Annotated in this window: 10 protein-coding genes; 4 read left to right on the forward strand and 6 right to left on the reverse strand. The window is 52.5% G+C overall.

Going from position 1 to position 12,318, the window contains the following annotated elements; all coding sequences use genetic code 11:
* The first annotated feature begins 26 nt into the window (after positions 1-26).
* Complete coding sequence (locus tag AAF564_22075; GenBank protein MEM8488255.1) at positions 27-1,154, forward strand: Gfo/Idh/MocA family oxidoreductase; 1,128 nt, start codon at positions 27-29, stop codon at positions 1,152-1,154.
* Between the two features lie 126 nt (positions 1,155-1,280).
* Here AAF564_22075 and AAF564_22080 read toward each other — a convergent pair whose 3' ends face one another.
* The 6 genes from AAF564_22080 to AAF564_22105 form a co-directional block, all read right to left on the reverse strand.
* Positions 1,281-2,087, reverse strand: coding sequence for an alpha/beta hydrolase-fold protein (locus AAF564_22080; GenBank protein ID MEM8488256.1), 807 nt, complete (start codon positions 2,085-2,087; stop codon positions 1,281-1,283).
* Positions 2,088-2,375: 288 nt separating this feature from the next.
* Positions 2,376-3,488 carry a Zn-dependent alcohol dehydrogenase gene (locus tag AAF564_22085; protein ID MEM8488257.1) on the reverse strand — a complete coding sequence of 371 codons (1,113 nt, stop codon included), beginning with the start codon at positions 3,486-3,488 and terminating at the stop codon, positions 2,376-2,378.
* Positions 3,489-3,740: 252 nt separating this feature from the next.
* Positions 3,741-4,991: an FAD-dependent oxidoreductase gene (locus tag AAF564_22090; GenBank protein ID MEM8488258.1), complete on the reverse strand. Its 1,251-nt coding sequence runs from the start codon at positions 4,989-4,991 to the stop codon at positions 3,741-3,743.
* Positions 4,992-5,006: 15 nt separating this feature from the next.
* On the reverse strand, positions 5,007-5,318 hold the full coding sequence (locus AAF564_22095; GenBank protein ID MEM8488259.1) for a 2Fe-2S iron-sulfur cluster-binding protein: 312 nt from the start codon (positions 5,316-5,318) through the stop codon (positions 5,007-5,009).
* 75 nt (positions 5,319-5,393) lie between these two features.
* Positions 5,394-6,560 carry a cytochrome P450 gene (locus AAF564_22100; GenBank protein MEM8488260.1) on the reverse strand — a complete coding sequence of 389 codons (1,167 nt, stop codon included), beginning with the start codon at positions 6,558-6,560 and terminating at the stop codon, positions 5,394-5,396.
* Between the two features lie 159 nt (positions 6,561-6,719).
* A complete protein-coding gene (locus AAF564_22105) occupies positions 6,720-8,219 on the reverse strand; it encodes an SDR family oxidoreductase (GenBank protein MEM8488261.1) in 1,500 nt (499 codons plus the stop codon).
* Between the two features lie 484 nt (positions 8,220-8,703).
* Between AAF564_22105 and AAF564_22110 the strand changes: the two genes are divergently transcribed.
* From AAF564_22110 to AAF564_22120, 3 genes are all read left to right on the forward strand, one after another.
* A complete protein-coding gene (locus tag AAF564_22110) occupies positions 8,704-10,110 on the forward strand; it encodes a DUF1800 family protein (GenBank protein ID MEM8488262.1) in 1,407 nt (468 codons plus the stop codon).
* 95 nt (positions 10,111-10,205) lie between these two features.
* Positions 10,206-11,825, forward strand: a complete 1,620-nt coding sequence (locus AAF564_22115; protein MEM8488263.1) for a DUF1501 domain-containing protein — start codon at positions 10,206-10,208, stop codon at positions 11,823-11,825.
* A 19-nt stretch (positions 11,826-11,844) separates the two neighbouring features.
* On the forward strand, positions 11,845-12,318 hold a 474-nt coding region (locus tag AAF564_22120; GenBank protein ID MEM8488264.1), incomplete at its 3' end, for a hypothetical protein.

Here is a 12,318-nt window from a genome sequence, read left to right on the forward strand (position 1 = left end):
AGACATCCCACCAAGCCACCAGCCTTATGAAGCCCTCCAGCCATCAATCCCGTCGCAACTTTATCCAGAAAACTACAGCCGGCCTCCTGGGCATGGGCGTCGCCGCACCCTGGGCTTCAAATCTCTTGATGGCCAATGGCTTGCCCATGCTTCCCGATGATGAAAAACTGGGTATTGCACTGGTTGGTTTGGGGAATTACGCCAAAGGCCAGCTCGAGCCCGCGTTGTTGGAAACCGACCTTTGCCGGCTCACCGGCATCGTTACCGGCACCCCCTCAAAAGCGGCCGACTGGACGAAGCGCCACCCCCACCTCAAAGGCCACGTCTACAACTACGAAAATTTCGACCGAATCGCTGAAGATGACGCCATCGACATTATCTATGTTGTGCTGCCAAATTCTATGCACGCGGAGTTTACGATCCGTGCAGCAAAAGCTGGCAAGCACGTCATCACCGAGAAACCCATGTCGACTTCTGTCGCTGAAGCACAATCCATGATTGATGCCTGTGATGCTGCCGGCGTCAAACTATCGGTAGGCTACCGGTGCCAGTTTGAGCCGCACAATATGGAGGCCATGCGACTCGGACAGGAGCAGGTGTTTGGGCCCGTAAAAATGTTGGAGACCGAGTTTGGCTTCCGCATCGGAGATCCTAACCAGTGGCGATTGAAGCATGCGCTGGCCGGCGGTGGTGCACTCATGGATGTTGGCGTCTATGCCATTCAGGCAGCCCGGTATGTAACCGGACAAGAACCCGTACGCGTTTGGGCACAGGAGTTTAAAACCGATCCCGTGAAGTTTGCTGAAGTAGATGAAACCATCACTTGGCAGCTGACCTTCCCGGACGGCGCCATGGCCAATTCCACAACGAGCTACATTGCCAGCACACAGCGTCTGTATGCGGCGGCTGAACAAGGATGGTTTGAAGTCAATCCTGCTTACTCGTACAGTGGCATCAAAGGCCGCACGTCGCGCAATGCAATGGAATTCCCGCAAATCAATCAGCAAGCCGCGCAAATGGATGCCTTCGCAGATTGCGTGCTCAATGATCGCCAGAGCACGGTAGACGGGTACGAAGGTATGCGGGATATGAAAATTGTCGAGGCGATCTACCAGAGTATTAAAGAAGGAATGCCTGTGGCGCTTGGAGGCTGAGATCTTTCCAGGCGCGAAAAATAAGCCCAAATCGATTATATAACTGTAATCAAGTACGGGAATATTGTTATCCGGCAATCATGAAGCTGTTGCCTGCCTTGCCAGTTCACAATGAGAGGTTTGTATTCACACTGCCTGGTGTTCTATGCCATCAAAAAAGCGCAAGGTGTGTTCAACCATCCTGTTCCAGTAAGGCCATTCGTGCCCGCCCTCGGATGTTGTAAAGGTATGGTCGATTTGTGCTGCTTTCAGCTGCTGCGAAAACTCGACGTTGCCACCATAAAGCACATCATCTTTGCCGCAATCCATGCGCAGTGGAGGAAGCTGCGCCTTGTGCTGTGTTGCCCAGTGCAATACGTCTGTTTCGTTGGGATTTTCGCACTGATAGATCGACAAGTCTTCTTCGACGAAGATGCGCATTTCCTCTATGGTTGTAATGGCTGAGTGGGCCGAGATGCCACTGAACCTGCTAGCATACTTCGCGCCCAGCCGCAAGGCCCCATATCCTCCCATGGATAGGCCTGTGATGTAAACGCGCGATTTTTTGGAAGCTGCCGGCACCCTTTTTAGCACCGTCTCCAGCATGTCTTCCATGATCCATTGTTCGTAGTTGAACCCATTACGCAGTGGCAGGTAGGCGGAGCCGGCGTAGTAGCTGCCGTCCTCTGGCATGACCAATAGCATTTCGTCGATTTCATTGCTTTCCCGGAGTCGCTCATACACCGCATGTGCGCCGCCCATATTCATCCAAACCCAGTGGTTGCCATACACGCCGTGCAACAGGATGACTATGGGGAGATCCGTCGCTTCGCTGTAGGCATTGTAGCAAGATATATTGCCCCGGCCTTTCAGCGAAGAAGCGTGAACAGTGAGGACCATGCGCTTGTCCGCTGCGCCTTCGGGGGAGGATTGTTCGATTTGTTGGATGGACATATGGGGGATGTTTTGAGTGTCGAATGCCGAGTGATGCGAATTAAGGGTTCGAATCTACAATGCCGGTACACCGTCATCCTCAGCTTGACTGGGGATCCACAGGCATGGCAAGCGCTCTTGAATGTGCACTGATGACCCGAGCCATCCCGATGGATACCCAATTAAGTTGGATATGACGCGTGAAGAATACTGATATAAAAGGAGTGCTCAACTCTTAATTCGCATGAGTGCCGAATGTTGAGTGCCGTGTAATGCGAACGTCTGCAATTAATATTCGACACTCAACTCTTATTCTCCATCAATCACAATCACGCCCTTCGCAAGCCGGCCGTTGAGCATATCATCAAAACCTGCTGCAACAGTTTCCAGCGTGTAGGTCTTGGTTATCAACTCATCGAGTTTCATTTTGTCGTTGCTGTACAACTCAAACAAGCGGGGGAAATCGCGCTCCGGGTTACACTGGCCGTAGAGTGGATTGATGTAGATTTTATCCCACTCAAAAAGCTCGCAGTCGAAATCAATACGCTGCTCGATGCCGCTAACCTGGACGGCGGTGCCTGCGCTGCGCACCAGCTTCAAAGGCGCTGAGCCAAGCGCCGGCACAGCAGTGCACTCGAAGGCGTAATCAGCAAGCCTTCCTTGATTGACTTCGCGCACGCGTCGGGCTACGTCTTCGAAATCTGTGTCTGCCTGATCAGCACGGACGGTGTGTGTGGCACCAAACTTTTTTGCCTGGTTGAGCCTATGCTCACTAATATCGATAGCGATCACCTTTGCTGCACCAGATAGTTGGGCTGCTTGTACGACGTTTAGGCCAACGCCTCCACACCCGATGACGCATACCGAGGCACCAGCCTGAACGTTAGCTGCATTAACAACAGAGCCCCATCCAGTCATGACACCGCAAGCTGCTATGGAAGCAACGTTGTAAGGGATGTTTTCCGTCAGCTTGGTTACCGCTGCTTGTTTGACTACTGCGTACTCAGACATGGTGCCCAGGTGAAACGAGCGCTCAATAGGCGCGCCGCCCAGTGTTGAAGCTTCCGGGTGGGCGTGGCCGCTAAGGTCGCCAGAACACACAGGCGAATTGACCTCGCAAATGTGGGGATTGCCTTCCAGGCATTGAAAGCACGTCCCGCAGGGGATGGCCCAGTTCAGTAGTACGCGGTCCCCGGGCGCAATGCCGTGTACACCAGTGCCAACCGCATCAACAACGCCGGCGCCCTCGTGGCCGACGATAAAGGTCTTTTCCCAGTTTTGAATAGAGTCCCAGTCGGTATGGCAGATGCCGGCTGCCTTCATCTTGACCCGCACCTCTCCTGGTGCTGGTTCGCCTACTTGTATGGTCTTGATCTCGAAATTTCCACAACCATCGGAAACCAAAGCTTTGGCATTGATCATGTTCTTTGTATCGAATGGATCCCTCACCGTGTCATTCTGAACGTAAGTGAAGAATCTGGTATTTATTGGACACGTTTCAGGTAATTTCGAAGCGTACCATTTTAGACAGATTCTTCGCGCAGCTCAGAATGACATGTTAGTAACCTGCAAAATGGTATTCAACGGGCATATAGTTGGTATCTGCGGGTTTATCATCAGGCAGAATCACTTCCGGGATGACGTTATAGCCTTCGCTCTTAATTCGCGTATGCGCTAGCTAGCTACCAAAATATTACCCGGGGCAAGGTCTATCTGAGGATTGGCTAGATTGCTCTTGTCAATCTGCTGCCCGCTTTTGATAAACTTCGTGCCCAGTACATAGGCTTTCGGGTGATTGACCGCGTCCACAGCCAGCAAGTGGTTGCCGTTGAAATACCAGATAGAGAGGCGATTCGCCTCATCCGCTTCACGCCGAACAACCAGTTCGTCATATCCTGCAGAGAGTCCCACTGCTTGAAACTTGACGTCGTACTGATCCGACCAAAACCACGGGATTTTGTCGTACACTACGTCGTTGCCGCAAATGGCAGCTGCAGCCACCTTGGCCTGATCTGCCGCATTTTGCACCGATTCGAGCCGGATGTGCCGATCGTAGTGAGGATTGTAGTGGTAGGTGCAGTCACCGACTGCATAGATGTTACCGTCGCTGGTACACGCTGTGTCATCGACAACAATGCCGTTGTCCGTTTTCAAGCCGGCATCTGTAGCGAGCGTCGTATTGACGCGTATGCCAACGCCGAGTATTACAAAATCTGCTTCTATGGCCTGTGTATCTGCGCAGGTCACCACAACCGCGTCGGCGCTTTCCTGTATTGCATTGACCTGCGTGTTGGTATGGATGTCGACCCCATGTCGGGCGTGCAGGGCTTCGAAAAAACGCGAAATCTCGGGTGCTGCCACGCGCGCCAGCGTCCGCTTTTCGCGTTCGAGCACCGTGACTGACGCACCAAGTTTTTTCAGCGATGCTGCTGCTTCCAGGCCGATGTAGCCGCCGCCAATAATGACAATGTTTGGATCCGCTTTGCCGGCCAGCGCCGCTTTGATGCGTGCAATATCTGCTGCATTGCGAATCGTAAAGATGCGGTTTGACGCATCCATCCCCTTTATGGGCGGGATGAAAGGCCTTGCGCCAACAGCCAGTATGAGCTTCGTGTAATTGAGCGTTTTGCTATTCTCCAACACAAGCAGCCGTGCTTTGCGATCGATGCGTTGTACTGCGTTGCCAAGCATGAGCGTGATCTGCTGATCATCGTAACTCTTTTGCGGTCGCAGCAATATATCAGCTAGCGCTTTCTCTCCCGTCAGATGGGTTTTCGACAGGGGCGGGCGGTGGTAGGGTAGCCGACCATCACTGTCAACAAGCAAAATGCGGCCTTGCCAGCCTCTTTTGCGTAGCTCAAAAGCAGCCGAAACACCGCCGTGGCTTGCACCAACGATGACACAGGTTTCGTCGGCTGTAGACATGGATTCCATGGGGACTTACTCGTTTGCTACGTGGAGTACCATGCCATCAAGTGCTTCTGTGATTTGGATCTGACAACCGAGCCGGCTGTATTCGGTCAGGTTATCGTCCAGCTCCAGCATCATGGCTTCCACATCTTCCTGCGTCCCTGTTTTTTCGAAATACTCGGGAGCTACATGCACGTGACATGTTGCACAAGAGCAAACACCGCCACACTCTCCCTCAATGCCCTGGATATTGTTATTTACAGCCAACTCCATGATGCTGCCTGAGTCAGCTTCCAGTTTGGTTGATTGTCCATCCCTGGTGATAAATGTTATTTCAGCCATCCTCTTTTATTTAGGTCAAGTTGTGGTGTGTGATGGTATTACATGGATTAGAAATTACGCCAATCCGGCAGCAATTTATCGTTTGTTGAACCTCAGGGTCAGGCTGTCGTAGCCAACTTTGCGATGGAAGTCGTCTCGCCATTCCTCGATATTCTCTTTGTAGTCTAAAATGTCGATGCTTTGCACGCGCTCCACTAAAATCGGGATGAGTGTGCGCATAATCTGACGAATATGTGTTGCGCCGAGACAGTTATGTGTACCAAAGCCAAAGCTAAGGTGCGGGTTGATTTTCCGGTCGAGTACAACTTTGTTCGGGTTTTCGAACACGGTAGCATCGCGGTTGGCGGATGCCCAGCACAGTGAGATACGCGCGTCTTCTTTTACCTGGTGGCCACAGATTTCGGTGTCCTGCTTTACAATGCGGCCCATGTGTGTGAGGGGCGCAAAGTATCGGACAAGTTCTTCGATTGCTCTGGATGTGATCTCTGGTTCATTCCGTAGCCGCTCCATGGATTCAGGATGTTCTGCCAGGTAAGCCAGGGTGTTGGTGATCATGTTAATCACCGTGTCTCTGCCGCCGGCGAACGTAAGCACTGCAATGCCCGTAACTTCCAGTCGCGATAGTTTTCTGCCCTCAAAATCGGCGTTCAACAACCCCGAAAACATGTCTTCACCAGGGCCCGCCTCCGCCTCATCCATTTTTTTGTCGATATAATCATAAAGCACTTGTGCTTTTTCGGTATCGAGCGGGTCGTCTTCGCTGCGAAATACATGGGTGCCCCAACTCACGTAGGTTTCCGCTTCTTCGTACGGCACGTTCATCAGCAAGGTGAGTGCGCGGGATTGCAAAAGCAGCGAGAATTCCTGAATGGCCTCAAAGGCATCTTGCTCCAATACGACGTCTATGAGCGCCGTGGCCTGTGCTGCTAGCTGTGCCTGGTAAGCCGGCTCAAGCGGACGCTTGAACCAGGGTTCTACAATGGCGCGGTACTTCCCGTGCGTTGGCGGGTCAACTTCGAAAGGGATTTGTTTGACATCCCGAATGCTTTCTTCCGATGGGACAACAATGCGCCCTACGGATTCGCCTGCATCTGAAGAAAAAGTGGACCAGTTATGCGCACACTTGCGCACGTCCCTGTGGCGCAAGATCATCGTTACGGCATCCTGCTGGTCGTCTATTTCACCATAGCCATGCTCAAGTCTTGCTTTTTCGAACGGATCCGGCAGTTCAGATTTGCTCATGTAGGTCGTTGTGATCTTTAATTAGGCGCTTACATGCCGAAGATACAACAACCAAATTCTTCTTGCCCAGCAATTAATAATGCCTTGGGTCTGGCGTTACTTATAAGATAGTGATGGCATAATTTGCGTAACTTTTTGTGTATGCCTTGCAGCGCAATTTTATTCCAATTCTAAAGCAGGCATTTCTTGTACGGCCGTACCTTCTGTTGCCTCCTGGACTGCCGCGGCGAGCCCTTTGAGCATGCCGCCAAACACAAACTCATGCAGTGGAAAGACCGCGTACCAGTACATGAGTCCCCACAGGCCCACCGGGTCGTATACGGCGGTTTGTCGGATGATTGTGCCTTTCTCTGTAGGCGTAACGCAAAACTCCAGCCATGCGCGGCCCGGTAGTTTCATCTCTGCCAAAAGCCGCAGTCGCCGGTTTGGCTCGTACACTTCTACGCGCCAGAAATCGAGGGTGTCACCCACCAATATCTCATTCGGATGTCGCCGGCCCCGGCGTACGCCAACCCCTCCAATCAACAGGTCCATGAAGCCGCGTATTTGCCACAGCCAGTTGCCGTAATACCAGCCCTGCTCGCCACCAATGCGACGAATTGGGGCAAAGGCTTCTGCTGGCGAGGCGGCAATTTCGATTTCACGGGAATCAACCAGCCGGTTACCAAATCGTACACCACCCCAGTCTGCTTCGTAGCCGGCTGCTGAAAGGGCGTCCGACCAGCGTGTTCTGGCATAACGCGCTTCTTCATTGTTCAGGGCGCCATGTACTGCCGCTGCCATGGAACGGGGGGAGATGTTGGGGAAGAGCCGGCGCGCGGTGTCATCTTCTACAATGGTAGGATGTATGATGCTGTTGATCAGCTTCCTGCCTACGCGGGCATACAATGGCGTGACCAACCCCAACCATAAGCTGGAGAGATGAGGTGTTAAAAACGGGACGCGGATTGTGCGCCGTTTCAAGCCACGCTGCCGCGCGTATTCCTTCATGATTTCTCCGTAAGAAACCTGGCTGGTGCCCCCAATACCGACGACGAGGTGATCCGAAACGGGCAATGCTGCGCCGGCCACGAGGTATTCGAGCAGATCGGTGATTGCAATGGGCTGGGCCATCACATCAACCCAACGTGGCGTGATCATCACAGGGAGCCGCTCAACCAGGGCACGGATCATTTCAAATGAAAGGCTACCGGATCCGATAACAATCGAGGCACGAAACTCAAGGACAGGAATCCCGGTCGATCGCAAACAGGTGCCTACTTCCATCCGGCTGCGCAAATGAAGCGACAGGTCTTCTTCTTCGTCACCGAGGCCGCCGAGATAGATGATTTTTTCGATGCCGGCGCGCTTTGCCTCTTCTGCAAAGTTTAACGCACCACGACGGTCTTTCTCTGCAAATCCCTCATCTGCCCCCATCGAGTGGATCATGTAGTAGGCCACCTTGGCGCCATCCATGGTGCCGGCAAGGGAATCGGGGTCCAATACATCTCCTTTGACAACAGTGGTTGAGTTGCTGACACGCGACTGCATAACCTCTGGCCGGCGGCTCAGGCAGCGGACAGCGATGTCGCGCATCTCAAACTCATGAAGGAGCCGGCCGCCAATGTATCCAGTGGAGCCGGTCAGTAAAATTGGGGCAGCAGCCATTGCAGAGGCCATTGATTTGGTGGGTTGGTATGAGGGGGTGAGTGGTTCTTGTAATATGAGCATCGGCAGCAGCCGGCTTGACTTAAGGGGTATTGATAGAACACGTGGCATGACAGGCATGCCCAGTATGCGAAAGCGGTGAGGTGGAAAATCAAAAAGAGATTTTATCAGGTATCTAAATAAGACGGCGCTTTTTTATAAATGTCTAAAGTCCTGTAATGAACGCTTTGGTGTTTGAAGGCAAAAAAGGCAAGTGCTTAATCTGATCCAGTTTAGCAGATCTACAATTTTATACCGTGACATATCGGTAATTGGTACACGAATTGTTGCAGAAGTATGACGTGCATGTAGTTGCACAAATTTCTTTGCTAAGCTCAAGACGCTGTACCCTTCCCGCATTTACTTTTTCTATCTCGCAGACAGCACGCTATTTGTCTGCGCCTGTTGATTACCCGTCCCCCCGCCTCAAGAATAAGAACTCAACCTTCTACTGATCATGAATGCATCACGCATGACAGGGAAAGGACTGGAGCCTTATGTGCCAAGCGCGGACATGCCCTGGAATTATCAACGCGCTGCCCATCTCCTTCGTCGTTCACAGATGGGTGCCCCTCGTCACAAGGTCCTCGAGTTACTCTCCTTAACGCCAACACAAGCCGTTAACCAGCTTGTCAGTGAAACCCTCGCCCAGCCCGCTTTTGAGTATCCAGTTATGGCACCGGATGAAGACAATCCTGACAGGCGGATTACCGAACGCTGGATTGCTTTCCTGATGCGCGCCGGCATGCGCGAAAAAATGGCGCTTTTCTGGAGTAACCTCCTCATCGCATCCCTCAACGGCTACAACGAAGCCTACTATTTCGACTACCTGAGTCTCCTCAGGGACAATGCGCTGGGTAATTACAAAACCCTGGTCACGGAACTCGGCCTGAACACGGCCATGATTGAGTACCTGGACATGGACGGGAGCCACAAAGATGGCCCTAACGAAAATTATGCGCGCGAATTGCTGGAGCTGTTCACCATGAGTCCGCTCAACAAAGATGGGCAGCCCAATTATTCAGAGATCGATATTCAGGAAATTGCCCGTGCGTTTACCGGGTGGCGCCGGACAGACGGTGTTGTTGGCTTTACCGCCAGCCGCTTCGATGACGGAGAGAAAACCGTGTTTGGCCAAACCGGCAATTGGGGATACCACGATATCCTTGATATCATCTTCAGCGAACGGACCGCGGAAATTGCCGGCTACGTTTGTGGCAAGCTCTATGAGTTCTTTGTCTATGAAACGCCAGAGCAATCCGTCGTTGATGACATGGCGTTAACTTTTATCCAATCTAATTTTGACATTATCCCGGTATTGCAGCAGCTTTTTACAAGCACGCATTTCTACGAAAGCAATATCATCGGGGCAAAAATCAAAAGCCCATCAGAAGCTGTGTTGGGTTTCATGAATGAGATTGGCCGAGGGTTTACCGAAGAAGGCGAGGCAGAACAGCTCAATACAACCCGTAACCGAATTCAATACCTGGGACAACCGCTGGGTATGCCACCCGATGTATTTGGCTGGCCTGAGCACGATGCCTGGATTTCGGTGCAGTCGTTACCTTCTCGCTGGGATACGAGCGCCGGCATTGTATACGCCAATGATGGATTCCCGGATTTTGACCCGATTCCACTCGCCCGGTCCATTGACGATCACAATGACCCCTATGCCCTGGTCGATGGATTGGTAGAAACGGTATTGGCAGTCGGGCCCGGAGAATATAGCAATGAGCAACTCACGGAAATTCTTCTGGACGGCATTCCAACCTACGAATGGAATATTGAGATTGATGAAGCCACGTCGCGCTTGCAGGCATTTCTCGCATTCCTGACCAATCTGCCCGAGCATCAGCTCATCTAACCCCATCCCTGAAGCTTAACGATAGCCTGTATTTCGCGGCACCCTGTGGTGTCTCGGATCTGCTGGCCCGTCGTTTAACCTATGGCATACGCATCATGAAAACTTCAGCTACGAATAAACGAAAAGGTACTTCGCTTGCAGATGGCGCCGCGCACAAGGCGGATCATGCAACCTGGACTCGCCGCAGCTTTCTCGAAATGGCAAGTATGGGTGGGATTGCAACCACACTCATGGCCGGCGGCCTGCCTATGCAGGTGTTTGGTAAACACGCCCTGTTCCAATCCCCACAAATGATGGACAACGACCGCACCGTTGTGCTCATTCGACTTAATGGTGGCAACGACGGGCTAAATACGGTCATTCCTTTTAACGATGGCCTGTACTATGAGAAGCGCCCCAATATTGCCATCGCCAAAGCTGATGCCCTCTCTATTTCTGATAACCTCGGCCTCCATCCGTCGATGACGGGCTTGAAAGCGCTCTGGGATCAGGATCAAATGAGTGTTTTAACCAACGTCGGCTATCCAAGCCCGAACAAATCACATGCTACTTCCGGACAAATCTGGGAGCGGGGAGACCGGGAACTGGTTAGTGGTGGCTGGGGAGGCCGCTACATTGAAGCGAGCATTCCAGACATCTACACCGATATACCCGAGCACCCGGTGCTCACGCAGGTAGGGAGTTCAAATGCGCTCTTTTTTAACGGCCGTACGGGCCGGCTTGGCTTTGGTATCCCAAATGATCAGGTGCTGGAACGGCTCGCAGAAAGCAGCATCTTGTATGATGCTGAAGACGTACCGGCCACGCTTTGGGGAGAAAAGCTGTCGACCGTCCGCCGTGTGGCCAACAGCGCAAGCCAGTATGGCAAAGTGGTTGGCGATACGCTGCAAGCCCAGTCTAATGCTGTTGAATATCCCGATACGGCCCTTGGCCGGCAGCTGGCGAGTATCGCCAAAATGATCAGGGGCGGCTTGACCACAAAAATGTACCTGGTGCGTGTGGGCGGATGGGATACACACGAAAACCAGTTGAATCGCCATGTTAATCTGCTGACCAATCTTAGCAACTCGCTAAAAGCATTTCAGGATGATCTGGACAGCGACGGCCACAGCGAACGTGTGCTGACCGCTACTATTTCTGAATTTGGCCGGCGTGTTCACGAAAACGGAAGCTTTGGCACCGATCATGGAGAGGCTGCACCGCTGTTTGTGCTCGGAAAGAACGTGTTGCCGGGCGTGATTGGCGATTTGCCCGATCTCTCGGGGAGCAACCTGCCGTATAGCCTCGACTTCCGCTCAGTGTACGCAACCATCATGGAGCACTGGCTTGGGTTGGACAATGTAAGCGCGCAGTCTGTGGTCAATGGGGCATTCGATTATCAGCCGTTTGTTGCCTTTAACCCCGTGAGTCCGCCCGATAGTACGGGTAACGAAGCGGTTGAACAACCTGCGGCAACAGCCACGCTTGCGCAAAATTACCCCAACCCCTTCAATCCTGCGACCAACATCAGTTTTGAGTTAGCAGAATCCTCGTTTGTAAGCCTCCGGGTTTTCGATTTGCAGGGCCGGCTTGTTGATACGCTGGTGAGCAAAACACTGCCGGCGGGTCCGCATAACGTGACCTTTGAGGCACGGCACCTCACAAGCGGTACCTATCTCTACCGGCTCGAAAGTCCGCAAGGTGTGCAAACAAAACGCATGGTTCTCCTCCGCTAACCTGATAACCCGTTTTATCATGAATATGAGTCGTTTCGCCTGGCTGATTTTTTCATTAGTCATCTGGCAGAGCGTATCCCTGACAACCTCGGTTAGGGCGCAGTCTCCTGTGCTCGAAACGGTTGTTGTCGAAGACGTCACTGCAGAATGGATGCCCGTGACGTTGTCTGCCACCTTCACCAACCCCGTGGTGGTTTGCTCTGTTTTCCAGCTTACCGCGGATGTACCCAAAGTGGTGCGGTTGAATAACGTTTCAGCCGCCGGCTTTGACATCCGATTGCAAAACCCCAACGATGACGCCCTTGAAGTTGAGCGTGTTTATTGCCTTGTTGCAGAAGAGGGGGCCTGGACATTGCCCAACGGCGCCTTGTTCGAAGCGTTTACGCATACGAGCGTGGAAACGGGAGGCAGCATGCAATGGGGGGCTGAAGAGATTGCATATGCACAGTCGTATGCTAACCCCATGGTGTTTGGGCAGGTCATGAGTTTTAAC

The organism is Bacteroidota bacterium (assembly GCA_039111535.1).
Taxonomy (GTDB): domain Bacteria; phylum Bacteroidota; class Rhodothermia; order Rhodothermales; family JAHQVL01; genus JBCCIM01.